Genomic DNA, 22882 nt, shown 5'->3' with positions numbered 1-22882 from the left:
CCTCAACTCCAAAAAACAGAAAAGGCGCCGTGCAGGCGCCTTTCTTATTGAAACCACGGGGCCTCCGGCTCCGGCGCGAAGCCATCCATCCCTATCGGCCGTAAACATCCTCGAAACGGATGATATCGTCCTCGCCCAGATAGCCGCCCACCTGCACTTCGATAAGCTCCAGCGGAATGCGGCCCGGGTTGGCCAGCCGGTGCACCGCGCCCAGAGGCAGGTAGACGGACTCGTTCTCGCGCACCAGAATCTCCTCGCCGTCGCGGGTGACCACAGCGGTGCCCCGCACCACTACCCAGTGCTCGGCCCGGTGAAAATGTTTCTGCAGGGACAGCACATGTCCCGGCGTCACGGTGATGCGCTTGACCTGATACCGCTCGCCCTGGCCGATGGACTCGTAATGCCCCCAAGGGCGGAAAACTTTCTTGTGGGATACGGCCTCGACACGGTTTTGAGCCTTGAGGCGGTCCACCAGCTTCTTGACCTCCTGCACCCTGTCCCGGGGCGACACCAGCACTGCGTCGGAGGTTTCCACCACAATGTGGTTTTCCAGACCAACGGCGGCCAGCAGCCGGGTTTCGGCATGCAGAAACGAGTCCCGCACATCGCACAGCAAAACGTCGCCCCGCGTCACGTTGCCGTCGCCGTCCTTCTCCCCGGCCTGCCACAGAGCGTCCCAGGAACCCAGGTCGCTCCAGCCGCAGGACAGGGGTACCATCACGCCTCTATCGGTCCGTTCCATGACTGCGTAGTCGATGGAATCTTCCGGGCAGCCGGCAAAGGCGTCATGGTCCAGACGCAGAAAATCCAGATCGCTGACGGCCTTTTCCAGACTTTCCCGGCAGCCGCGCACGATCTCCGGCGCAAACCGTGTAAGTTCGGCCAATACGGCGTCGGCGCGCAGCACGAACATGCCCGAATTCCAGAAGTACTGCCCCGAGCGGACGTACCCTTCCGCCGTGGCGGTATCCGGCTTCTCTACAAAACGCTGAATTTTCCGGCCCGGCCCGTGAGGCATGGCCGCTCCCTGCATGATGTACCCATAACCCGTTTCCGGAGCGGCGGGGACGATGCCGAACGTGACCAGATGCCCGTCGCGGGCGTAATCCACAGCCTGAACCACGGCCGTATGGAAAGCGGAGGAATCGGTGATGAGATGGTCGGCCGGCAGCATCAAAAGCGTGGCGTCCGGACTTTGGGCCAGAGCGTACAGGGCCGCCACGGCCACGGCCGGAGCCGTGTTTCTGGCCACGGGTTCCAGAATCAAGGCCGCCGGACGTTCGTCCAGATCGCGCAGCTGCTCCGCCACGATGAAACGGTGTTCGTCGTTACAGATGACCACTGGTGCGGCGGCATCCAGGCCGCGCAGGCGCAGGACCGTTTCCTGAACCAGAGTGCGGTCGCCGAGAAGCGCCAGTACCTGCTTGGGATGAAGCTTGCGGGACAAGGGCCAGAGCCTGGTGCCGGAACCTCCGGCCAGAATGACGGGAATGATCATGAATTATTCCTGTTCGCGCCGGATTCTCGCCCCGACCTGTTCGAGCTTGCGCTCCATGCGCTCGTAGCCCCGGTCCAGATGGTAGATGCGGCGCACGTCGGTACGTCCCGAAGCGGCCAGCCCGGCCAGCACCAAGCAGGCACTGGCCCGCAGATCCGAGGCCATGACCGTGGCGCCTTTGAGCCGGTCCACGCCGCGAACCATGGCGCTCTGCCCCGAAAGGGTGATATGCGCTCCCAGCCTGCACAGCTCCTGCACATGCATGAAGCGGTTTTCGAAAATACCCTCGGTGACGACTCCCGCCCCGCGGCTGCAACACATAAGCGCCATGATCTGGGCCTGCATGTCCGTGGGAAAGCCTGGATACGGCCGGGTGGACAGATCCACGCAGTTCAGGGGGCCGTCCACGAAAGCCCTGAACGAAGAGCTGTCGCCCTCAAACCGCACTCCCATATCACGCAGCTTGTCGATGACCGTTTCCAGAGCCTCCACCGGGCAGTCTTCGAGTTCCAGATCGCCCCCGGTGATGCCTGCGGCCACCAGATAGGTCCCGGCCTCGATACGGTCGGGCATGACCCGGTAGCTGGCTCCATGCAGGGATTGCACGCCCTCGATACGCACCACGCTGGTGCCGTGGCCGGAGATACGTGCCCCGCAGGCGTTCAGGAATTCGGCCAGATCCTGGATTTCCGGCTCCCGGGCCGCATTTTCCAGTGTGGTTTCACCTTCGGCCAGCGTTGCGGCCATGATCAGATGCTCGGTTCCGCCCACGGTGGGAAAATCCAGAGGAATGTGCGCTCCACGCAGGCCGTCGCAGGTGCCTATGATGTCGCCGCTCTCCAGTTCGAACACGGCGCCCATGCGTTCCAGGCCCTTCAGATGCATGTCCACGGGCCGCGCGCCGATGGCGCAGCCGCCGGGCAGGGCCACTCTGGCCCGGCCCAGACGAGTCAGGAGCGGTCCCAGGCACAGAACCGAAGCCCGCATGGTGCGGACCAGATCGTACGGTGCTTCGGGCTTCAGATTGCACGAATGCAGCCGCACTTCGCCGTTTTGAAATTCCGCCCGGCATCCCAAAAGTTCCAGCAGTTTGAGAGTCGTGGCAATATCCCGGAGATCCGGGACATTGGTCAGATGGACCTCGCCATCCACCAGAATGGAGGCCAGAAGTATGGGCAGAGCTGCGTTCTTGGAACCGCTGACGCGAACCCGGCCTTTGAGCGGCACGCCGCCTTCGATGACAAGTTTGTCCATGCAGAACTCCAGCGCCGGGGAGGCGTTTTTTCGTGTGGTGGGATCGGCGGCACTGCCGAAATCGGGAAAACAGCGGCCAGACGCCGCACCCCGCGGGTCGAAGCGCCAAAAAAAAGCAGAACCAGCTCTTATCTGGTTCCGCCTTGGTGTCAAATGGGGTGAGTGACGCGGATTGAACGCGCGACAACCTGGGCCACAACCAGGTGCTCTGCCAGCTGAGCTACACCCACCATGAAAGTTGGGGTGAGTGACGCGGGTTGAACGCGCGACAACCTGGGCCACAACCAGGTGCTCTGCCAACTGAGCTACACCCACCACAACAGGGCAACTCATCTACGCAAGGCGTCTGGTGCGGTCAAGAAAATTCGGGCCCGCACGGCCCGAAACATCTCGACGCGCTGACCAGGCGTCTCCTGACTCCGGGGAGAAGGATATGAAGGTATTACAAGAAAAGAGGAAATTGCGGATTTGTTCAGGCATGCCCCAAAATACCGGCCATCATCGGGACGACATCATCCCCCGGCCAATGCAAAGCGGTGGCGCAATTCTTCCATTTCCCGCGCGGTGACGCCGCAGGCTCCAAAATGCTCCCTCCACCGGGAGCATACGGCCCGCATTTCCTCCCAGATATTTCTGGCCTGAGCCGGGGTAAGCCCGAACGGGAGCACATGACTGAGCAGATTACTCTCTGAAGCCAGCCGCCCTTCCCGGCCGCACGCCAGTGACAGCTCCAGTCTCGGAAAACGGATGGACGCGGGTACCAGATCGAAAGCCGGAGTCATCTCAATGCCCCGGCGTGAGACAAAAAAGGCGTGATTGCGGGGATGGTCGTCTCGGTTGGAGCACAGGGCGTTGAAAACCATACGCCGGAAAATTTCCGGCCCGGAGCCCCGTGCCCCAAGCCGCCTGGCGCTCTCCGCCAGCCCCTGATAGCTTCCCCAGTCTCCGTCTTCTTCCAGTTCGGCCACCGTAAAGCCGGACAGAACATGCCTCGGCCTGGCATCGTCTCGGTCAAAACGCCGCACCAGCAGTACGGTCTGACCGCCAGCCTGAACCAGTCTGGTGAACGCGGTCTGTATGCCGCACGCCGCGGCCAGTGTCATGGTGGCGTATTCCACCACGGGTTCGCGCCAAGGGTCGCCGCGTTTGGAAAACTTCGCGATCCACAGGTTTCCGTCCATCTCGATCTGCACCTTGGGCCGCGCGCCGCCCAACGACAGGCTCGACGCCAGAGCGGCCAGCAGAGCATCCTCGGGCAGGGAGGCACGCAATTCCCGTACGGCCTCGTCATCGACCGCGTCCTCGACCCGGGCCACGAGCCGGGCGATACGTTCCAAATCCCTGGCAGGAGGGCAGAAGACTTCCCCGGAAGCCCATGCGGCAAAGGATTCCGGCTGTTCCGGCGTTCGCCCGAAAGCCAGAGCCCCCATGCGCCGGGGATGGTGGATGGCCGTCAGTATTTCAAATTCGGACAGACTCCCCGGCGCGCGTCCGGCCATGAAACCCAACACCTTGCGGCCCCAACGATCGGGTGAGGCATCGCGCAAGGCGCTGAAAAGCCCGGCGCTCCGGTACTGTGCCTGCGTCAGAGGCAGCCGGACCGGATCGAGCGCGATGGCGTCCGGACGCTGCAAATATCTCTTACCGTAGCGAAAGGAAAAATCCGGGCCATGAGTGAGCAGGCCCGCCGGAACATATCCCTGTCCGGGCAAAGCCATGAAGACAACGGCCTGTTCAGAAGTCGAACTCATCGGTTCTTCCCGCATCCACACGCCGCGGCAGCCCGGCCAGAGCCAGAGCCTGCCCTTGTGAGTCATTTTCCAGAGCGGCCAGCGCCCCGATCTGGTCGTCGAGCTCCAGCACCCAGAGTACATGCACCAGCACGCCCACGGATACGCCCGGATGCCCCTGCTCCAGGCGGCGGATGGTTTCACGCGAGGTCATGGCGCGTTCCGCCAGATCCTGCATGGTCAGCCCCCGCAGCGTGCGGGCGGCGCGGATGTTCCTCCCCAGAGATTCGAGATTCCCGGCGGCTCTGCGCGGCAGTCCCTGGCGGGACAGATTTTTGCTGTTCATGCCATACAGATATTGCATAACCATGAATTATGCAATATCCATATTGCATAATCTTTCATCCAGCATGTCATATCTCCCTGGTTGACGCGCCGGGACTTTGGCACCAGAGTTCATCCATGTCCGCATCTACCGCCCTGTTCAGCGCCGCCGCCTGGATCGAGCGGCGTTTTCTCTTCCTGGCCGTGGGCTTTTCCGCACTGGGCCTTGTTCATCCGCCCCTTTTTGCCTGGATCAGACCGTATATCTCTCTGGGTCTTGGCCTCATCATGTTCGGCATGGGTCTGACCCTGGAATTCTCCGACTTCACCCGCGTGTCCCGCCAGTGGCCGTCCGCGGCGCTGGGCGTGTCGCTTCAGTATGCACTCATGCCGGCGATCGCCTGGGTGGTGTGCGCCCTCCTGCAGCTGCCGCCCGAAGCGGCTGTCGGCGTCATGCTCGTCGGGTGCTGCCCGGCGGGCACGGCATCCAACGTCATCGCCTATTTTTCCAGAGCGGATGTCCCCCTGTCCGTAACCATGAGTCTTGCCTCCACCCTGCTCGCCCCTCTGCTCACTCCGGCATTGATGGAACTTCTGGCCGGACAGCGTGTGGCCGTGAACTTCTGGAGCATGGCCGGATCCATCTGCTGGATCGTGGTCTGCCCGGTTCTGGGCGGACTTGTGCTGCGCAGAACGCTGCAAGCCCGCGTCCGACCGGCGCTGCGTATCTTCCCGGCCGTCTCCGTACTGAGCATTTCCGCGGTCATCGCCTGTGTGGTGGCCATCAACCAGAAAACCATCCTGACCGTCCCCCTGATGGTGCTGGCTGCCGTCATCCTGCACAACGCCCTCGGCTTTCTGTGCGGATTCTGGGCGGCGCGCGGAACAGGCGCGGCATTCGTGACCGCCCGGACCATCTCCATCGAAGTGGGGATGCAGAACTCGGGTCTGGCCGTGGCCCTGGCCGGAACATTCTTTGGACCGGCCGCAGCCCTGCCTGGCGCGCTCTTCAGCCTGTGGCAGAATCTGGCGGGCATGCTCCTGGCCCGCTGGTGGCGTTCCGATCAGAATGTTCACTGAAGCCAATCCGCCGGATCAAGCTCAAAAAATTCCAATCTCTAAAGCCCGGATCCGGGCATGTCCGACAGCCGCGATCGCGACAGATCATAATATGGCAGGCACAGCGTCGACGCAGGATTTTGAGCCGAGTTCGGAACCTGTTGAACCCTCATCCGCTGGAACGCAATAAATCCAAAGCGGGACCGGCAATCATCTGTTCGGCAGTGCCATGTCCCGGTTCTGCGCACAGACACGCCTGAAGAATGGTTGCTATGTCCGGATTCCGGTCATAGCACGGGTCCCGCTTCTATGCGCAGCCGTTCCGGGATGAAAAACGCGGAAAGCACTGTGGACCTTATGCGCCCACATAACGGCTCACGCCCTGAGCCACGGCCACTCCGTCCATGGCCGCCGAGATGATGCCGCCCGCGTGCCCGGCCCCTTCGCCGCAGGGAAAAAGACCCGCAGCTTCCGGATGCATCAGCGAAACCGGGTCGCGGGGGATGCGTACCGGCGCACTGGTTCTGGACTCCACGGCCAGCATCATGGCTTCGGCGCTGTCAAAGCCATGATGACGCTGTCCGAAAACACGCAGAGCCTGACGCAGGGCGCGGACCACGAAGGCGGGCAGAAGTTCGTGCAGTGAAGCGGCATACACGCCCGGAAGATAGGATGTACGCCCCGGAGAGTCCGTCAGGCGCCCTCGCGCGAAATCACGTGCGCTCTGGGCCGGAGCGCGCTGGGTGCGGCCGTCTCCGGCGGCGAAAACAGCCTGCTCCACCTGACTCTGAAAACGCAGCAGCGCGAGAGGATCCTTTGCCGCCACATCGGACGGGCGTACTTCCGCTACCAGTCCGGCGTTGGCGAAGGGGGCCTTCCGGCTGGCCAGACTCATGCCGTTTAACACGAGTTCTCCCGGAGCTGTGGCGGCCGGGACCACGAATCCTCCGGGGCACATGCAGAAGGAAAAGACTCCCCGTTCCCCGGTCTGGCAGGCAATGCGGTAGCTGGCCGGGGGCAGGGCCGGATGACGCGGCAAGTGGTGATAGAACATCCGGTCCACCAGCTCCTGCGGATGCTCTATGCGTACACCCAGGGCAAAGGGCTTGGCCTCCAGAGACATACCCTTCCGGTGCAGCAGCGCGTACACGTCCCGCGCCGAGTGGCCCGTGGCCAGAATCACCGCGTCGGCCGGAATTTTTTCCCCGTCTTCCAGCACTACTCCGCGCGCCGTACCGCCGCTTAGCAGCAGATCGCTCACGCGGGCGCCGAAACGCACTTCCCCGCCGACACCCAGAATGGACTCCCGCAGCGCCCGCACCAGACGGGGCAACGCGTTGGAGCCCAGATGCGGATGAGCGTCCACCAGGATATCCTCCGACGCGCCGTGCGCCACAAACAGGTCCAGAATGCGGTTCACGTCTCCGCGCTTTTTGGACCGGGTGAACAGCTTGCCGTCGGAATAGGTGCCCGCCCCGCCTTCGCCGAAACAGTAGTTGGAGTGCGGGTGGATCAGGCTTTCGGAATAAATCTTTTTGATGTCCTTCAGACGGGAGCGCACATCCCTGCCCTGCTCCAGCACTACGGGCGTGATGCCCGCCTCCAGCAGGGTCAGGGCCGCGAAATATCCGGCCGGTCCGGCTCCGACCACAACGACCCGCTTCGGGCCGAGAGCTCTGGGCTCAAAACTCCGCCGGGCTTCTTCTTCGCCTCCCACAGCCACGCGCAACAGAAAACGCGGCATTCTGGCCCGCGCGTCCACAGAACGGCGCACGATCCGCACCCGCGCGGCGGAATTTTCCGGCAGTCCCGCCCGGTGCAGCGCGAGAGAACGGACGAGCTTCAGGTCACCCGCCTGGTCCGGCTCGATGGTCAGGTCGAAAATCTGTTCCGCAGAGGTCATGACGGCATCGCAATGTTAACGGCTATGGCGGGTTCAGCCCTGCAACGGCACCAGATCGAAGAGGCCCACGTCCACCAGGCCCCGATCCGTCAGGCGCAATTCGGGAATGACCGGCAGGGCCAGAAAGGACAGCTGCATGAAGGGATTGATATTTTCCGGGCAGCCCAGACTTCTGGCCGCCGCGTTGAGGCGGTCCAGGGCGGCGGCCACCTCTTCCGGCTCTCCGTCGCTCATGAGCCCGGCCAAAGTCAGCGGCAGAAGCTCCAGTACCCGCCCCTCCAATACGACGGCAAAGCCCCCGCCGCATTCGGCCAGGGTCCGCGCGACCAGCAGCATGTCCGACCCGGAAGCTCCGGCCACGATCAGATTGTGGGAGTCATGGGCCACTGTTCCGCCCAAAGCGCCTTGGCGCACGCCCAGACCGCGCACGAGTCCGAGTCCCCTGCGGCCGCTGCCCGCATGCCGCTCGAAGACCGCCAGCCGGGCTACATCGTGCTCCGGGTCGGCCTGGATCAGGCCGTTTTCGATTTTCGGCACAACCAGCTCCGCCGTCGTCACGATCTGGCCGGGAACAGTGGCAATGACGCGCGCCCTGCCCTCACCGGCGGGCATGTCCAGGCAGTCCGGTTCAAGGCCGCCCACGCGCACGGAGCCGTCAACACGGTACCGCGTGGGCGCGGGCTCCCAGGCATGTTTTTCCAGCGGCTTGCCGCCCAGAAACACGCGGTGAATGGCGAAGGAAGACAGTTCATCCAGCAGCAGGAAATCGGCGCGGTAGCCCGGCGCGACGGCCCCTCTCCGGCGCAGGCCGAAATGGCGGGCCGTGTTGATGGAAGCCATCTGAATGGCCCGCAACGGGTCGAGCCCCTCCGCCACGGCCAGACGGACGCTGTGATCCAGATGCCCTTCACGCACCAGATCGTCGCAGTGGCGGTCATCCGTGACCAGTGAACAGTTCTGGCTGTTGAATCCGTTCACCAGAGGCAGCAGGTCGCGCAGGTTCTTTTCGGAACTGCCTTCGCGGATCATCAGATGCACACCCTTGCGCAGTTTTTCCCGCCCTTCCTCCAGCAGACAGGCTTCGTGGTCGCTGCTCGGCCCGGACAGGATGTAAGCGTCCAGATCACGGCCGGAAAGGCCCGGCGCATGGCCGTCCACCGGCCGCGAACCGGAGGCCGCGAGCTTGGCCAGAACATCGGGCGCGCCATGCAGCACGCCGGGATAATTCATCATCTCCGCAAGCCCCAGAATGCGCTCCGAAAATTCTTCGAGCATCATCCGGATGTCTTCGGCGGCAATGGCCGCACCGGAGGTTTCCAGATGCGTGGCCGGAACGCAGGACGGCATCATGCAGAAAATATCCAGAGGAAGACCGCGGGTCACGTCCAGCAGCCAGCGGATGCCTTCCAGGCCGCGCACGTTGGCCAGTTCGTGCGGATCGCAGACCACCGCCGCCGTGCCATGCTCCGCGGCAACCCGCGCGAAGCGGGCGGGATGCAGCAGCGTGGATTCGATATGGATGTGCCCCTCCACCAGACCGGGACACAGAAAGCGCCCGGCCGCGTCCACGGTTTCCAGAGCCTCGCGCGGGCCGAATCCCACCACCACGCCGTCCTTGACGGCCACATCGGCGGCGTGGATTTCTCCGGACAGAACATTGACCAGCCGGCAGTCCCGGATCAGCAGATCGACGGGTTCCAGGCCGCGGGACGCGGCCAGCAGATTACGCATCAATCATCTCCTTCTTCGCCCTCGGGGCGTGTTTTCCATCTCCGGTGCATCCAGAACCACTGGTCCGGGTAGCGGAGCACCATGTCTTCCACCGCGCGGGTGTAGAACCGGCAGATCTCGCGGACGCGCTGATCCAGATCGCCCGTCAACCTTGCCGTATCCAGGATGGGCAGGGTCACGAAACGGAAGCGGTCATCCGGCAGACGCAGCAGAAAGATGGGCCAGACTTCGGCCTTGGCCCGCAGGGCCAGGATCGCCGGACCCTTGTTCACCGCCGCCGTGCGGCCCAGAAAGGGCAGAAACTCCGCTTCGGCGCGTTTGCAGTTGTGGTCCACCAGAAAGGCGCTTTTGCCGCCCGAACGCAGATGGCTCAAGGTGTTCCGGGCCGCGTCGCGATGCGGGAGAATGTGTATCCGGGGCTGGGAGCGCAGCCGGACGATGGCTTCGGCCAGGGCCGCGTTTCTGGGCAGGCGGACGACCACATGGCATGTCTCTGCCGGAGAAAAGGCGCCCATGAGACCCACCAGAAGTTCCCACGCGCCCAGATGAGCCGTGGCCGCCACGATGGGGCGGGTGCTGGTCCGCAGGGCATCGAAAAGACCGGGATTTTCAAACTCGACCCGCTCGTGCAGAAAACGCGGGTCCACCCGGCGCGTCATGAGTATCTCCAGAAAGGACTGCGCGTTGTGCCCGAAAGTCCTCCGGGCCAGAGCCCTGGCCGAAGCGGCATCGAGCCCCAGCCGCTCCCCGATGCGGGCAGCAGTCTCCCGCCGTCTGCCGGGAAGGCCGGCCCAGAGGGCGGCGCCCAGAGCGGACCCGCAAAGGCGCAGGGCCCTCGGGGAAAGGGCCGCTCCGGCGGCGGACAGGGCCGTCAGCAGGGTTCTGATCATGAGAGCGGCTCCAGAGAATCCATGATCCGCTCAAATTCCTCGCACAAACGCCGCATGGCTTCGGGGTCGTCTCCCGGATCGGTCACCGTCACGGGAGCGCCGTAAACGATGGTGCACCGGGAAAACGGCCACGGCACCTGAAATTTGTCCCACGCCCGCCACAGAATCCATCTGCGTTCCATGACCACCCGCACGGGCACGACGGGCGATCCCGCGAGCAGGGCCAGAAAGACGGCTCCGGGTTTGACCTTGTGCCGGGGGCCGCGCGGGCCGTCCACGGTGAAGATCGCGCCCACGTCCTGTTTTTCCATGAGCCTTTTGGCGGCCACAAGAGCCCGCGTTCCGCCCCGCGAACTGGAGCCCCTGGCCGTAAGAAAACCAAAGCGCCACAGTACCTGCGTCAGCAGTTCACCGTCCCGGCTCTGGCTGACCACGCAGACCAGTCCCACATTCTCATGGGAAGGAATGAGCGGAAAAATTTCGTCGTGCCAGAGCATGACCACCGGACGGCTGGTCCGAATCAACCGGTCGAACTCCTCTCCGTTCACGCGCCTGATCCGCAGGGTCCGGCCCCAGAGGCGGAGCAGCCCGGACAGGACCGCGCCGAGAAATTTTGGAGAAACCCGCAGATTCACACGCTCTCTCCCGATGGGAAACATAAGGCCGCGCATCTTTCAGCGCGGAGCCGGAAAAAATCCATCCGGTTATTCAATGGACCTGTTCCACATGTATCAGGCAAAACAATTTGACCGTCCTCTCCGGCCCGGTACAGGACGATCAGGGAGGTTCATATGTCCGTACTTTTGAATTGCGAGGGCGAAGCATGCCCCAATCCGGTGCTCCGTTGCAAGGCCCTGCTGGACAGCCAGCCGGTTCCGTCCCTGCAGGTGATCGTGGACAACGACGCGGCCAGGGAAAATGTGAGCCGTTTCCTGCTCAGCAGGGGCATGCGCATCGAAAAAACCGTACATGAAAACAGTCTGTGGAGTATTTTTGCCGTCAGTCAGGACGGCGCGCCAGCACTGCAACCGGAACCGTCGGCACGGCCCGGATGCGACCTCGCGACCGGCGGCAGGACCCTGGTGTTTCTGACCACCGACGCCATCGGACAGGGGGACGCCACGCTGGGACAGCGGCTCATGGAAAACTTTCTGCGGACCCTGCCGGAACTGGGCGACAGCCTGTGGCGGATCGTCATGGTCAACGGCGCGGTCCGGCTGGCCGCAAGCGGACACCCCGCCCTGCCCCTGCTCCAAGCCCTGGAAGCGGCGGGCGTTTCCATCCTGGTCTGCGGCACCTGCCTGGAATTCTTCGGCCTGATGGACAAAAAAAGCGTCGGGCAGGTCACCAACATGCTGGATGTGGTCACCAGCCAACAGATGGCGGATAAGGTCATCACCATCTGACACTCCGGATGCTCTCCGGAGTGGACAACGCGCCCGGCCAGGAGAAGGTTTCGTCCTCCTGGCCGGGCGCCTTTTACGGCGCTTTCGGCTCTTTCCCGGCAGTCAGGGGCAGGCCCGCCCGGGACCAGGCCAGGATGCCCCCGCGAAGATCGAATATCCGGGTGAATCCCAGACGCTGGGCCAGATCGGAGACTCTGGATGTACGGTTTCCGCTGCGGCAATACAGCAGAATGGTCGCGTTGCGGTCCAACCTGGCAAAACGCTCCGCGAAATCGGGCGCATAATAGTCAAGCCAGCGCGCACCCCCGATATGCCCCTGCCGGAACTCTTCGGCCGTGCGCACATCCAGGACAAGAAAATCCTCCCGGCCCTCATGCCTCTCCATAAAAGCCGCGGCTTCCGCAGGATCGAGCAAAACCGTGTTCCGGCTCTGGCAGGCCAGGGGAAACATCAGGCACATCACTATGCAGCACAACCACATGTATGAAACGCGTTTCATAATTCTCCTCTGATATCGTCATCGTTCAAAATAAGCTGCGGCACCATGGACGATTACAACACAATCGTCCATCTCGTGATAAAGTTCACGCCTCCCGTCTTGCCCTTCTTCCGGGAAGACGGTAAGGCCCGGAGGTGTCGGAGGCGCACCGTTTCCGGACAGCACGGTGAGGGAATTTGAACATTTTTAAGGAGGAATGTGATGAAACGCATCGGTCTTTTTATCCTGTCTGGATTCATAGCGGCGGGTTGCGCCCTGACGGCCGTGGCCGCGGAAGCGGAAATGGAAATCCCCGAAAGCGTGACCATGAGCGCCAAGGGCTTTGAAGGCTACACTCCCAAAAAGGGAGACGTCACTTTCAACCATGCCTCGCACATGGGTATCGCCTGTCAGGACTGCCATCATACCGTGGCCGATACCTACACCATCCAGGGCTGTATGTCCGAAGGCTGTCACGACAGCGTGGCCAACCGGGCCGAGCCGTCCTCCATCTACAGAGCGTTTCACACCACCAAGGACACCAAGAAAAGCTGTGTGGGCTGCCACCGGGATCTGAAGCGCAAGGGCGAAAGCGATGCGCCGCTGACCTGCAACAGCTGCCACGTCCAGTAGCCCGGCCGGAAACCGTCAGGGTTCGCTCTTCCTGAACAAAGCGGCCCGCGTCGGCCCTCGGAAAAAGCCCCGCAAAAAGGGGCTTTTCTTTTGCCTGAAGTGCCGACGGTCACGATTTGCGCCAACACCGTGACAGCCTTCTCTTCCCGGCGCATGACGTATATTTTTCCGCCACCCGTTTCACCAAAGTTTTGCCTTCCCGGCAGGATACGCATGGATCAGACCTTCTTTTTCCCTGTGCAGCTGAGCCTGCGCGTGGCCGCCCTGGCCACCGTCACGGCCCTGATTCTGGGTACCGGACTGGCCTGGATATTCCACCGCTTCCGCTTTCCGGGCCGGGAGCTTCTGGATGCCGTGTGCAGCCTGCCCATGGTCCTGCCGCCCACGGTCATGGGCTACTACCTCATCGTGCTGCTCGGCAAAAACGGCCCTCTGGGACGCTGGCTGGAAACGACCTTCGGCGTGACCCTTATCTTCACTTGGCAGGGAGCCGTGGTGGCCGCGGCCGCCGTGTCCTTTCCCCTGATATTCAAATCCGCCCGGGCGGCTCTGGACGGCGTGGGCAGCCGCTATGAAAACGCGGCCAGAACCCTTGGCTGTCCGGAATGGCTGGTCTTCTGGCGAGTCTGTCTGCCTCTGGCCGGGCGCGGCATCCTGGCCGGGACCATGCTCGCCTTTGCCCGGGCCATGGGCGAATTCGGCGCGACCCTGATGATCGCGGGCAACCTGCCAGGCCGTACCCAGACTCTGTCTCTGGCCGTGTACAGCGCCACCCAGGCCGGACAGGACAGTCTGGCCGCGCAACTGGTGCTGCTCATTTCCATTCTGTGCACGGCCATCCTGTGGATATCCGGACGGCTGCTGACCCCGAAATGGCAGGCCTGAGCCCATGTCCTGCTCCATTCCCACCATTTCCTGCTCTTTTGCCGCCGCCGTCAGCGGCCCCGGCGTGAGCTTCCAGCTGGACGTGGACTTCTCCATCTGCTCGCAGCGGGCGGCTTTTTTCGGCCCGTCGGGTTCGGGCAAGAGCCTGACGCTCATGGCTCTGGCCGGTCTGCTCACGCCCCGACAGGGAAAGATCGAAGTCCGCGGAAAGACGTTTTTCAACAGTGAAAGCAGAATCAACGTTCCGGCCAGAAAACGCAAAACCGGTTTTCTCTTTCAGGATTACGCCCTGTTCCCGCACCTGAACGTGCGCGACAACGTCGCCTTCGGCTTGAGACCCATATTCAGCCCCCTTCCAACCCACAGCAAGAAACGGGTGGACGAACTACTGGACCTCTGCGGCCTGACGCCTCTGGCCGGACTGCGTCCGCACCAGATCTCCGGCGGACAGCGGCAGCGCACGGCCCTGGCCAGAGCCCTGGCTCCCGGCCCGGAACTGCTCCTGCTGGACGAACCTTTCACCGCGCTGGACCAGCCTCTGCGGCAGCGCATGCGTCAGGAAGTTTTCCGCATTCTGGAACGCTTTGACATCCCCACCGTCCTGGTCAGCCACGATCTGGAAGACATCGACCACTTCGCCCAGTCCCTGATCGCCTTCGGCGGCGGCCGGGTGCTGCACGTGGTCGATTATGCGGCCCAGCGCGCCGGCAAGTCCGCCCAGGACATTCTGAATCCCCTTTTCCAGGCCGCCCAGCGGGATATCTGAGGTCTGGTCGCTCCCAAGCGTCCAGACTCGTCCTGCCGGACCATTCTTGAGCCCGGCCCGCACCTTGTGTAGATTCCGCCCATGCCGTCTCCCGTATTGTCCGCCTTGCGCGAGCCGTTACAACTCCGCCGGGCCGTTCTGGATTCCCGCCTGTCCCTAGCTCCCATGGCCGGGCTTGGACATGTGGCCTACCGGGAAGTTCTGGCCCGGTTCGGCGGATACGCCTTCATGGTCACGGAGATGTGCAACGCCCGGGCCGTTCCCGCCGAAAGCCGCCATCATTCCCCGGTTTTCCGCTGGCGCGACGAAGAGGCTCCGCGTCTGGTCTGCCAGATCTTCGGCAACGAGCCGGATGTCATGGCCCGGGCGGCCCGCCGTATCGAGGCCGAAGGCTTTCTGGGCGTGGACATCAACATGGGCTGCTCCGTGGCCGCCATCTGCAAGAAAGGATACGGGGCGGCCCTGCTGAAAGACCCGGACCGGGCCGAAACCGTGGTCCGCGCCGTGCGCCAGGCCGTCAGCTGCCCGGTCATGGTCAAATACCGCAGCGGCTGGGAAAATTCCCCTGACTTGGCCGTGACGCTGGCCCGCCGCTTCGAGGACGCCGGAGCCGACCTGCTGACCTTCCACCCCCGCGTGGCTCCTGACCGCAGATCCCGCCCGCCCAGACCGGAGCATCTGCGGGCCGTGGTCCGGGCCGTATCCATTCCGGTGTTCGGCAACGGCAACGTGTTTTCCGCCGAAGACTGCCGCCGCATGCTGGAAGAAACCGGCTGCGCGGGCGTGGCCATCGGCCGCATGGGCATCGCCCGGCCATGGCTGTTCGCGGAACTGACCAGCGGTCTCATCCCCGGCCCGGATGTCTTTCTGCACACGGCCCTGTCCATGATCGAAAGCATATGGAGGCACTTCGACGCGGCCCGGGCCATCCGCATGTACAAGAAGTACGCGATCTATCTGGCGGCCAATTTCGTATACGGCCATGCCCTGTGGCCGGAACTGGTCCGGGGCCAGACGCGGGAGGAAATGGAACAAAACGCCCGGCGGGTGCTGGAAAAACGGCCGCAGGTAGCCGCGACGCCCAATTCATTTCTGTTTACGGCGTGAACATGACCGTCGGGCTCTGAAGAACGGCCGCCGCAATTACCAAGAAAGATATGCGCTCCGATAAAAAAATGAAAAAGGCAGACGTAATGACCGAACCCAAAGATATTCTCAAGAAATGGATGGATTCCATAAATACGGCGGATACCGAAGGCGTTTTGCATCTCTATAACGAAAACGCCATTCTGATACCAACCTTCTCCAACAGAATGCTCAACAATCACGCAAAAATCAGGGATTATTTCGAGCGTCTCAGAGCATATAACGAGCTGAGCGTCGCCCTGCATGAAAAGACGCTCTCCATCCAGCGTCTGGACGGCGATAAATTCGCTCTCTGCGGCATTTATTGCTGGAGATTCATCGTGGAAGAGGAATTGCTGAGCTTTGAGGCCAGATTCAGCTTTTTTGCGGATATGTCGCTGGAACATCCGGTGCTGCACCACCATTCCTCGCAGATCCCAAGAGTGATTTAACTCCTCCCGGCATACTTTGCCGGTTCCCGCCGCCGGCGGTTCCGGGGCAATCCGTCCGATACGCCGCCATGGCCTTCCTTCTTGCCCGACGGAGGTTTCATGCTGACCCTTTCTTCCCCTCTGGACATGCACGTCCACCTGCGTCAGGACGCCATGCTCCGATTCACGGCGCCGTACACGGCCCGCGATTTCGCCGCCGCCGTGATCATGCCCAATCTTCAGCCGCCCGTAACGACCCTGGAGCAGCTTCTGGACTACCGGCAGGCCATTCTCCATGCCGCCGGGCATCCCTTCGAGCCTCTCATGACCCTGTTTTTCCGCGACTACTCTCTGGCGGAGCTGGAAGCGGCCCGGCCGCACATCATCGGCATCAAGCTCTATCCGGCGGGCATGACCACCAACTCCGAGGCCGGGCTGGCCGATCCGGTTCTGGCCGGACGAATGCTTGGCCACATGGCCGAGCTGGACATACCTCTTCTGATACACGGCGAAAGCCGCGGTTTCGTGCTGGATCGCGAAAATCTCTTTCTGCCCGTGGTGGACGGATGGGCGCGGGAACATCCGAGGCTGCACATCGTTCTGGAGCACGTCACCACCCGCGAGGCCATGGCTCTTCTGGACAGGCACGAAAACCTGTTCGCCACCGTAACCCTGCATCACCTGCTCATCACTCTGGACGACGTACTGGGCGGGCTCATGCGCCCGCATCTTTTCTGCAAGCCCGTGGCCAAACGCCCGGAAGACCGCGAGGCCCTGCGGGAGGCGGCCTCCCGTCATCCCAAGGTGTTTTTCGGCAGCGACACGGCCCCCCACCCCGTACATGCCAAGGAAGCTCCGGGCTGCGCCGCCGGAATCTTCTCCGCGCCGGTGGCCCTGCCCGCCCTGGCCGCGTGTTTCGAGGAAATGAATTGTCTGGAAAATTTGCAGGCTTTTGTCTCGGACCGGGCCAGGGCCGCCTACGGGATCATACCGCCGCAAAAAACCGTGACCTTGCGGCGAAAGCCATGGACCGTGCCGGCCCGGTTGGGCGACGTGGTCCCCTTTCTGGCCGGGGAGACTCTTGGCTGGAAGGTGGCGGCATGTACATAGCAGTGGCCGGCAACGGCACGGGCAGACGCTACGAACTGCGCCGCACCGTAAAAGGGCCTCATGGACTGGCCGCCGAACGGCTGCTCGATCTGGGAAAAAATCCGGCCGGACTGGTCCGTTTCGAGAGAGCGGGCATCATCTACGCTCCGGAAGTTCAGGAAGGGCTGGCCGGGTTCGACGTGGACCTGGACGCGCTCGATCAGGCCTTTTCCATCTTTGCGCCTCAGGGCTTCACCCCGCCTCCCAGCAGAAAGGTCTGGAAGCGAACGGTCCTGACCGAAACGGAGAAAGACGCCATCCGCGCCGTGCCCGCCTTCGACCGCAGGCGCGTGGCCTATCTGCGCTCGGGAGAAGTCAATCTGAGCCGCATCGACGAGGTCAACCCCCGGCTTTTCCGCCGGTTGCCCCACCAATGCCGGGACGAGCGGGAACACATGTTCCGGCGTATGGAGGCCGAGCTGCCCCGGCGGGAAATCCGCCGCTACATATACGCCGTTTTCAATCTGCAACGGCACTTCATGGACCGCGCCGCCCGGAACATGCCCGAAAGCCTCGATCCGGCGCGGCTGGATGAAGTCTTTCTGCATGAATTCTGCCTGTTATGGGAGGACAGAATCTTCGACCCTCACGGTGAGGCCCGCGAAAGCCTGCGCCGCTACGCCTGCATGCATTTTGACTTCGACTTTGCCCCGGACGATGATTTCGGTCGCATCTTCCATGAATTCATGAATGACTTCAGGCGGCTCCGGAAGGCCCGGCCCGCGCCTTCGCCGGATATGGTCAGGGAACTGTTCGGTCTGGACATGGCGGATATCCGCCGCATGCCGAGAAAGGAATTCGCCCGCCTTTTTCGGCAGAAGGCCATGTCGGCCCATCCGGACAAAGGCGGGGATCACGAACATTTCGTGCTTCTGCTGGACGCCTACAGACGCATCGTCGCCACCAAGCCGGAATAGAGGGAGAAAGGCGGGGCCCGCGGGCCGCAATCACATCGGCGGCATCGAACAAAAGCTTTTCCATCTTTACCTTCAACCGCCGGAGCGAAGACATTCATCCTTTGATTATCAGGACGAAAGACAACTTCAGTAGACGATTTTAAACAAAACAAGTCCGGTTTGGGCAGGCATCACCCTATAAAGCTTCTATGGAAAGAATCCCCAGTCGCATCTTCCCGATCCCGGTCTGATCAAGGGCCAAGAGACTATATCATGGTCCTTGTCGGTCAGTGTGTACGTGTATTCGCTCAGATAATCCAATACGCACAGCAACTCCATCCATTCGGAACGATTGTTTGCGTCCACAATCTCTATCCGCACCGGTATTTCCGATCGGACAGGAACTCAAAAAGTGAGCACTTTGTCGCTGTCCATCACCCATTCGGCAAGTGCGACCATCGTGGAGTGCTCCGCCCCTTCAAAATACGGATGGTTTTTGTAGATTCCGCAACGGGCCATGCAGGTGCCGCAAACTTTTACGGTTACCCCCTCGGCAATAAGGTCTTTCAGCATCTGTGAAAGGTCCTGATCGTAACCTTCTGGTGGCCTGCAGACATCCCTTGCCATATCCACGGCGTCATTCATAAGGAAAATCCGCACGGTCTGCCCGGCTTCCAATAGTTTTCCGGCAAGGCGCAGACCGTTCCAGGTTACGTCCGTATTGTCATAGGGTTCGCGGTTGAAAATGATCAGAATTTTCATGACTCTCTCCTGATTAAAATGACGTTTCCAGTCTGGGTAAACAATAGGCTCTAGACCATCAGGTCTTTGTTCTTTGCCACCAAAAGTTTGAGACTGGCGAGAAGTTGAGGTAGCGCCATTCACACTCCTTGAGGTGGAGCTCGAAATTCTGCTTCACACCGTTAAACTTTGCCAGGCGGCGTTTTGTAAAGCTCCAGAATGCTTCGATGCCGTTGATGTGGACCGATTTTTCCGCAAAGTGTCTGGATTTGTTGATGCGGAAATGTTTGTCGGACCCAACGTCCACCAGTCCGTCATAGCCTTTCCAGCAGTCGGAATGGATAATACTCTCAGGCGAAACCTTGCCCCTGATGATGGCCTGAAGCGTTCTGGCCGGGCAGTCGGTGACCAGCTCTGTGCAAACCGCTCCCTCACGCTCACAGATGCCGAAGACTGGCTGCTTGAGCGTGTCCCGGCCTCTTTTTCGAGGACCGGGCCGTCCACGAATCCGAGTGGGGCCAAAGAAACTTTCATCAACCTCAACCACACCAAGTATTTGTTCTTTTTGTGATACCTGGTGGAGATAAATCAACCGCCTGAAGGCCAGAAAATACCTGTTCACGGTCTTTCTGTTCAGCTTCAGGAGCAGAGCGGTTCTGGTAGCGTCAATGTCGATGCAAAAGCATTCAATAATTTTTCCAGCCTTGTACCAACTCAACTTGCTGTTTTTAAACATTTTTCTAGCCTGTCAGACACTGGCCTGATGGTCTAGAGCCAACAATATTCCAAAGTGGTGCGGACAACATTCCGGAATATCGATTTACTCCTACCGCATAAATCCAGGGGCTCCTGCCCAAGGCTGGACCGCGGAGGGTGGAAATATCAAGTCCTCAGAGGATGCCCATGTGGCTCCAGCGTACAAGGCAATTATACAAAGTTTTACAGGATCCATATTCGAGTAGTGCATCTTTTGTAAAACGTGTTTGAAAATTTTTTCCATCTTTGTCTTGTGGGGAAAGACGGCCTCTCTGGGCGGCATCATATAAAACAGGGCCGGATCAGCAAGGCGCCACAGAAATTATTCCAGCGTCCACGGCCCCCGCAGAGAGGAGCCGGCCAGAGCCTCGTCCAGCCGCCGCAGAAACTCCTGTCTGCTGACTTCAAACCCGCCGAAACGGGTCATGTGTGCGGTGGTCTGCTGGCAGTCGATCAGTGAAAAACCGGACCGCTCCAGGGCCCGCACCAGTGTGACCAGCCCGGCCTTGGAAGCCTCCGGTCTGAGAAAAAACATGGATTCTCCGAAAAAGGCCCGCCCCAGAGCCAGACCGTACACCCCGCCGACCAACTCGCCCTCTTCCCAGACCTCCATGCTGTGGGCAAAGCCCAGCCGGTGCAGATTGCAGTACGCCGCGATCATCTCCGGGACGATCCAGGTGCCGGAGGCACCGGGCCGGGGTACGTCAGCACAGGAGGAAATGACCCGCTCGAAAGCCGTGTCCAGAGAAAAGGAAAACCGGCCCCGGCGCAGAATGCGCTCCAGCCGGGCCGGAACATGCAGGCGCCCGGGCTCGAGAATGAGACGGGGGTCGGGACTCCACCACAGGATGGGCATGTTCTCCGAATACCAGGGGAAAATGCCCTGCGCGTAGGCCGTAAGCAGACGCTCCGGCGAAAGGTCCCCCCCACGGCCAAAAGCCCGTCCTCTCCGGCCAGAGCCGGAGACGGAAAAACGGGCTCCTGACGCAGCGGGAAGACGCTCACGGCTTGCCGCGCTCCATGAAGGTGAAATCAAGCGCCCCGTCCTTCAGACCGATACGCGCCGAGCCGCCCGAGGCCAGTTCGCCGAAGAGCAGCTTGTCCGCCAGCACGTCCTTGACTTCCTTCTGGATGAGGCGGCCCAGCGGCCGGGCTCCGAAGGCCGGGTTGAAACCTTCTTTCGCCAGCCAGGCCCTGGCCTCGGGATCGAGCACCAGACTCACGTTTCTGGCCGCGAGCTGATCGCCCAGCTCGGCCATGAACTTGTCCACGATCTTTTCCATGATCTCCTGAGTCAGGGAGCGGAAGGGAATGATGGCGTCCAGCCGGTTCCTGAACTCCGGGCTGAACAGCTTCTCGATGGCGGCCATGCCCCGCGAGGCGCGGTCGTCCTCGGCTCCGGCCCTGAAGCCGATGGCGTTGGCGCTCATCTCCCTGGCTCCGGCGTTGGAGGTCATAAGCAGGATCACGTTGCGGAAATCCGCCTGGCGGCCGTTATTGTCCGTCAGCGTGGCGTGATCCATGACCTGGAGCAGGATGGCGAACATGTCCATGTGGGCCTTTTCGATTTCGTCCAGCAGCAGCACACAGTGCGGAGTCTTGCGCACGGCGTCGGTGAGCAGGCCGCCCTGCTCGAAGCCGACATAGCCCGGAGGCGCGCCGATGAGCCGGGCCACGGCGTGCTTTTCCATGTACTCGCTCATGTCGAAGCGCACGAAGTTCACGCTCAGGCATTCGGCCAGACGCTTGGCCACCTCGGTTTTGCCCACGCCCGTGGGGCCGGTCAGCAGAAAGGAGCCCACCGGGCGCTCCATGTTGCCCAGCCCCGCTCTGGCGCGCTTGATGGCCTTGGCCAGCATCTGCACGGCCTCGTCCTGACCGAAAACCTGCCCGCCCAGCTCCGTTTCCAGGCGGGCCAGCCGGTCCCGGTCCGACGAAGTCACCCGCGAACTGGGGATACGGGCCATGCGCGCGACCACTTCCTCGATGTCCCGGCGGGTGACGGACTTGCGGCGCTTGTCGCCGGACAGGACGAAAATGGCTCCGGCCTCGTCGATGACGTCGATGGCTTTGTCCGGCAGGCACCGGTCGGTGATGTGCCGGGCCGAAAGCTCCACGGCCGCAGTGATAGCCGAAGGCTGATATTTCACCCCGTGGAATTTCTCGTAGTAGGGCTTGAGCCCCATGAGAATTCGCTCGCTTTCGGCCACGGTAGGCTCCACGATGTCTATTTTCTGGAAGCGTCGGGACAGGGCCCGGTCCTTCTCGAAATGATTCTTGTATTCCTCGTAGGTGGTGGAGCCGATGCAGCGCAGCTCGCCGGAAGCCAGCACGGGCTTCAGAATGTTGGACGCATCCATGGACCCGCCGCTGGTGGAGCCCGCGCCGATGATGGTGTGGATCTCGTCGATGCTCAAGATGGCTCCGGGAATGGCTCCGAGCTCGGCGATGACGCCCTTCAGCCGGGCCTCGAAATCCCCCCGGTATTTGGTTCCGGCCAGCAGGCTGCCCATGTCCAGGGCGAACACGCGGGCCTCGGCAAACTGTTCCGGGGCCTTGCCCTGGGCGATCATGAGCGCCAAGCCCTCCGCCACGGCGGTCTTGCCCACGCCGGGGTCGCCGACGAACACGGGATTGTTCTTCTTGCGCCGGGAAAGAACCTGCAGGGTGCGCTTGAGTTCCTCCTCGCGGCCCACCAGCGGGTCGATGCGCCCCGCGCGGGCCTTGGCCACGAGATCCACGGTGTACTTCTCCAGCACGCCCTGACCGGCCTCTTTTTCTTCCCCTTCCGCCGCACCTCCATCCGGAGCCTGGTGGGAGATGAACTCCAGCACCGTCAGCCGGGTCAAGCCTTGAGCCTTCAGATAATAGACGGCGAAAGCCTCTTCCTCCTCCAGCATGGCCGCCAGAAAATCTCCGGCCTGAACCAGGGACTTGCCCGCGGACTGCATGTGCAAAATGGCCCGCTGCATGGCCCGCTGCACGCTGACGGTCTGCACGATCTCGTGCTCCGGCCGTACGATCACGGTCAGATGGTCGGTGAAAAACTGGGTCAGCTGCCTGCGCAGCCGTTCCACATCCACCCCGCAGCCGCGAAGCAGACTCTGGCCGTGAGCGTCGATGGTGTAGCTGTACAGCAGATGCTCCAGAGTCAGAAACTCATGCTGGCGCATCTTCACTTCCTGCACCGCGCCGCCGATGATTCTTTCCAGTTCCTTGCTCAGCAT

Annotated in this window: 22 protein-coding genes and 2 tRNA genes; 9 read left to right on the top strand and 15 right to left on the bottom strand. The window is 62.0% G+C overall.

Annotation, left to right across the window (positions count from 1 at the left end; translation table 11 throughout):
* Positions 1-91 precede the first annotated feature (91 nt).
* From AXF15_RS09265 to AXF15_RS09240, 6 genes are all read right to left on the bottom strand, one after another.
* Positions 92-1498 (bottom strand): mannose-1-phosphate guanylyltransferase/mannose-6-phosphate isomerase, encoded by a 1407-nt coding sequence (locus AXF15_RS09265; RefSeq protein ID WP_066606408.1) that lies wholly within the window; start codon positions 1496-1498, stop codon positions 92-94.
* A 3-nt stretch (positions 1499-1501) separates the two neighbouring features.
* Positions 1502-2752, bottom strand: coding sequence for a UDP-N-acetylglucosamine 1-carboxyvinyltransferase (gene murA / locus AXF15_RS09260; protein ID WP_066606406.1), 1251 nt, complete (start codon positions 2750-2752; stop codon positions 1502-1504).
* A 154-nt stretch (positions 2753-2906) separates the two neighbouring features.
* Positions 2907-2982 (bottom strand) — tRNA-His (locus AXF15_RS09255).
* 9 nt (positions 2983-2991) lie between these two features.
* Positions 2992-3067 (bottom strand) — tRNA-His (locus AXF15_RS09250).
* Between the two features lie 197 nt (positions 3068-3264).
* Positions 3265-4503 carry a type II toxin-antitoxin system HipA family toxin gene (locus AXF15_RS09245; protein WP_066606401.1) on the bottom strand — a complete coding sequence of 413 codons (1239 nt, stop codon included), beginning with the start codon at positions 4501-4503 and terminating at the stop codon, positions 3265-3267.
* A complete protein-coding gene (locus AXF15_RS09240) occupies positions 4487-4828 on the bottom strand; it encodes a helix-turn-helix domain-containing protein (protein WP_083518102.1) in 342 nt (113 codons plus the stop codon). Before AXF15_RS09240 ends, AXF15_RS09245 begins: the two co-directional genes overlap by 17 nt.
* 116 nt (positions 4829-4944) lie before the next feature.
* On the opposite strand from AXF15_RS09240, the gene AXF15_RS09235 reads away from it, so the two are divergent.
* Positions 4945-5886, top strand: coding sequence for a bile acid:sodium symporter family protein (locus AXF15_RS09235; RefSeq protein WP_066606398.1), 942 nt, complete (start codon positions 4945-4947; stop codon positions 5884-5886).
* Positions 5887-6220: 334 nt separating this feature from the next.
* Here AXF15_RS09235 and AXF15_RS09230 read toward each other — a convergent pair whose 3' ends face one another.
* The 4 genes from AXF15_RS09230 to AXF15_RS09215 are packed head-to-tail and all read right to left on the bottom strand — an operon-like array spanning position 6221 to position 11024.
* The gene (locus AXF15_RS09230; RefSeq protein ID WP_066606395.1) at positions 6221-7768 is read right to left on the bottom strand and encodes an NAD(P)/FAD-dependent oxidoreductase; all 1548 of its coding nucleotides are present in this window, start codon (positions 7766-7768) and stop codon (positions 6221-6223) included.
* Positions 7769-7801: 33 nt separating this feature from the next.
* A complete protein-coding gene (ade, locus tag AXF15_RS09225) occupies positions 7802-9499 on the bottom strand; it encodes an adenine deaminase (protein WP_066606392.1) in 1698 nt (565 codons plus the stop codon).
* Entirely contained in the window at positions 9499-10389 is an 891-nt protein-coding gene (locus AXF15_RS09220; protein WP_066606389.1) for a lysophospholipid acyltransferase family protein, read from the bottom strand. Before AXF15_RS09220 ends, ade begins: the two co-directional genes overlap by 1 nt.
* On the bottom strand, positions 10386-11024 hold the full coding sequence (locus tag AXF15_RS09215; protein WP_236884762.1) for a lysophospholipid acyltransferase family protein: 639 nt from the start codon (positions 11022-11024) through the stop codon (positions 10386-10388). Before AXF15_RS09215 ends, AXF15_RS09220 begins: the two co-directional genes overlap by 4 nt.
* 156 nt (positions 11025-11180) lie before the next feature.
* Between AXF15_RS09215 and yedF the strand changes: the two genes are divergently transcribed.
* The gene (gene yedF, locus AXF15_RS09210; RefSeq protein ID WP_066606386.1) at positions 11181-11795 is read left to right on the top strand and encodes a sulfurtransferase-like selenium metabolism protein YedF; all 615 of its coding nucleotides are present in this window, start codon (positions 11181-11183) and stop codon (positions 11793-11795) included.
* A 73-nt stretch (positions 11796-11868) separates the two neighbouring features.
* On the opposite strand, the gene AXF15_RS09205 is transcribed toward yedF, so the two are convergent.
* A complete protein-coding gene (locus AXF15_RS09205; RefSeq protein WP_066606384.1) occupies positions 11869-12294 on the bottom strand; it encodes a rhodanese-like domain-containing protein in 426 nt (141 codons plus the stop codon).
* 201 nt (positions 12295-12495) lie between these two features.
* On the opposite strand from AXF15_RS09205, the gene AXF15_RS09200 reads away from it, so the two are divergent.
* From AXF15_RS09200 to AXF15_RS09170, 7 genes are all read left to right on the top strand, one after another.
* Entirely contained in the window at positions 12496-12906 is a 411-nt protein-coding gene (locus tag AXF15_RS09200; RefSeq protein ID WP_066606382.1) for a cytochrome c3 family protein, read from the top strand.
* Positions 12907-13119: 213 nt separating this feature from the next.
* Positions 13120-13791 carry a molybdate ABC transporter permease subunit gene (gene modB, locus AXF15_RS09195; protein ID WP_151192339.1) on the top strand — a complete coding sequence of 224 codons (672 nt, stop codon included), beginning with the start codon at positions 13120-13122 and terminating at the stop codon, positions 13789-13791.
* A gap of 4 nt (positions 13792-13795) precedes the next feature.
* Positions 13796-14557 (top strand): sulfate/molybdate ABC transporter ATP-binding protein, encoded by a 762-nt coding sequence (locus AXF15_RS09190; protein WP_083517965.1) that lies wholly within the window; start codon positions 13796-13798, stop codon positions 14555-14557.
* Positions 14558-14638: 81 nt separating this feature from the next.
* Positions 14639-15664, top strand: coding sequence for a tRNA dihydrouridine synthase (locus AXF15_RS09185; RefSeq protein WP_066606380.1), 1026 nt, complete (start codon positions 14639-14641; stop codon positions 15662-15664).
* An 86-nt stretch (positions 15665-15750) separates the two neighbouring features.
* On the top strand, positions 15751-16134 hold the full coding sequence (locus AXF15_RS09180; RefSeq protein ID WP_211258969.1) for a hypothetical protein: 384 nt from the start codon (positions 15751-15753) through the stop codon (positions 16132-16134).
* 99 nt (positions 16135-16233) lie between these two features.
* A complete protein-coding gene (gene pyrC, locus AXF15_RS09175) occupies positions 16234-17223 on the top strand; it encodes a dihydroorotase (protein WP_066606378.1) in 990 nt (329 codons plus the stop codon).
* A complete protein-coding gene (locus tag AXF15_RS09170) occupies positions 17214-18179 on the top strand; it encodes a hypothetical protein (protein ID WP_066606376.1) in 966 nt (321 codons plus the stop codon). The genes pyrC and AXF15_RS09170 overlap by 10 nt, the downstream gene beginning before the upstream one ends.
* Before the next feature lie 384 nt (positions 18180-18563).
* Here AXF15_RS09170 and AXF15_RS09165 read toward each other — a convergent pair whose 3' ends face one another.
* From AXF15_RS09165 to clpA, 4 genes are all read right to left on the bottom strand, one after another.
* Positions 18564-18920, bottom strand: a complete 357-nt coding sequence (locus tag AXF15_RS09165; RefSeq protein ID WP_066606368.1) for a DsrE/DsrF/TusD sulfur relay family protein — start codon at positions 18918-18920, stop codon at positions 18564-18566.
* 58 nt (positions 18921-18978) lie between these two features.
* Positions 18979-19635 carry an IS1595 family transposase gene (locus AXF15_RS09160; RefSeq protein WP_066606366.1) on the bottom strand — a complete coding sequence of 219 codons (657 nt, stop codon included), beginning with the start codon at positions 19633-19635 and terminating at the stop codon, positions 18979-18981.
* Between the two features lie 342 nt (positions 19636-19977).
* Complete coding sequence (aat, locus tag AXF15_RS09155; protein WP_417926390.1) at positions 19978-20691, bottom strand: leucyl/phenylalanyl-tRNA--protein transferase; 714 nt, start codon at positions 20689-20691, stop codon at positions 19978-19980.
* A complete protein-coding gene (clpA, locus tag AXF15_RS09150) occupies positions 20657-22882 on the bottom strand; it encodes an ATP-dependent Clp protease ATP-binding subunit ClpA (RefSeq protein ID WP_066606364.1) in 2226 nt (741 codons plus the stop codon). Before clpA ends, aat begins: the two co-directional genes overlap by 35 nt.

The organism is Desulfomicrobium orale DSM 12838 (assembly GCF_001553625.1).
Taxonomy (GTDB): Bacteria; Desulfobacterota; Desulfovibrionia; order Desulfovibrionales; family Desulfomicrobiaceae; genus Desulfomicrobium; species Desulfomicrobium orale.
The sequence above is the reverse complement of the archived record's forward strand: the minus strand, read 5'-3'. Positions and strand labels throughout refer to the sequence as shown.

Bases quoted from the DNA above. Each gene is read 5' to 3' on its own strand.
- AXF15_RS09265 (WP_066606408.1), bottom strand. From the start codon at position 1,498: ATGATCATTCCCGTCATTCTGGCCGGAGGTTCCGGCACCAGGCTCTGG.
- murA (WP_066606406.1), bottom strand. From the start codon at position 2,752: ATGGACAAACTTGTCATCGAAGGCGGCGTGCCGCTCAAAGGCCGGGTT.
- AXF15_RS09245 (WP_066606401.1), bottom strand. From the start codon at position 4,503: ATGAGTTCGACTTCTGAACAGGCCGTTGTCTTCATGGCTTTGCCCGGA.
- AXF15_RS09240 (WP_083518102.1), bottom strand. From the start codon at position 4,828: ATGAACAGCAAAAATCTGTCCCGCCAGGGACTGCCGCGCAGAGCCGCC.
- AXF15_RS09235 (WP_066606398.1), top strand. From the start codon at position 4,945: ATGTCCGCATCTACCGCCCTGTTCAGCGCCGCCGCCTGGATCGAGCGG.
- AXF15_RS09230 (WP_066606395.1), bottom strand. From the start codon at position 7,768: ATGACCTCTGCGGAACAGATTTTCGACCTGACCATCGAGCCGGACCAG.
- ade (WP_066606392.1), bottom strand. From the start codon at position 9,499: ATGCGTAATCTGCTGGCCGCGTCCCGCGGCCTGGAACCCGTCGATCTG.
- AXF15_RS09220 (WP_066606389.1), bottom strand. From the start codon at position 10,389: ATGATCAGAACCCTGCTGACGGCCCTGTCCGCCGCCGGAGCGGCCCTT.
- yedF (WP_066606386.1), top strand. From the start codon at position 11,181: ATGTCCGTACTTTTGAATTGCGAGGGCGAAGCATGCCCCAATCCGGTG.
- AXF15_RS09205 (WP_066606384.1), bottom strand. From the start codon at position 12,294: ATGAAACGCGTTTCATACATGTGGTTGTGCTGCATAGTGATGTGCCTG.
- AXF15_RS09200 (WP_066606382.1), top strand. From the start codon at position 12,496: ATGAAACGCATCGGTCTTTTTATCCTGTCTGGATTCATAGCGGCGGGT.
- modB (WP_151192339.1), top strand. From the start codon at position 13,120: ATGGATCAGACCTTCTTTTTCCCTGTGCAGCTGAGCCTGCGCGTGGCC.
- AXF15_RS09190 (WP_083517965.1), top strand. From the start codon at position 13,796: ATGTCCTGCTCCATTCCCACCATTTCCTGCTCTTTTGCCGCCGCCGTC.
- AXF15_RS09185 (WP_066606380.1), top strand. From the start codon at position 14,639: ATGCCGTCTCCCGTATTGTCCGCCTTGCGCGAGCCGTTACAACTCCGC.
- AXF15_RS09180 (WP_211258969.1), top strand. From the start codon at position 15,751: ATGACCGAACCCAAAGATATTCTCAAGAAATGGATGGATTCCATAAAT.
- pyrC (WP_066606378.1), top strand. From the start codon at position 16,234: ATGCTGACCCTTTCTTCCCCTCTGGACATGCACGTCCACCTGCGTCAG.
- AXF15_RS09170 (WP_066606376.1), top strand. From the start codon at position 17,214: ATGTACATAGCAGTGGCCGGCAACGGCACGGGCAGACGCTACGAACTG.
- AXF15_RS09165 (WP_066606368.1), bottom strand. From the start codon at position 18,920: ATGAAAATTCTGATCATTTTCAACCGCGAACCCTATGACAATACGGAC.
- AXF15_RS09160 (WP_066606366.1), bottom strand. From the start codon at position 19,635: ATGTTTAAAAACAGCAAGTTGAGTTGGTACAAGGCTGGAAAAATTATT.
- clpA (WP_066606364.1), bottom strand. From the start codon at position 22,882: ATGCTGAGCAAGGAACTGGAAAGAATCATCGGCGGCGCGGTGCAGGAA.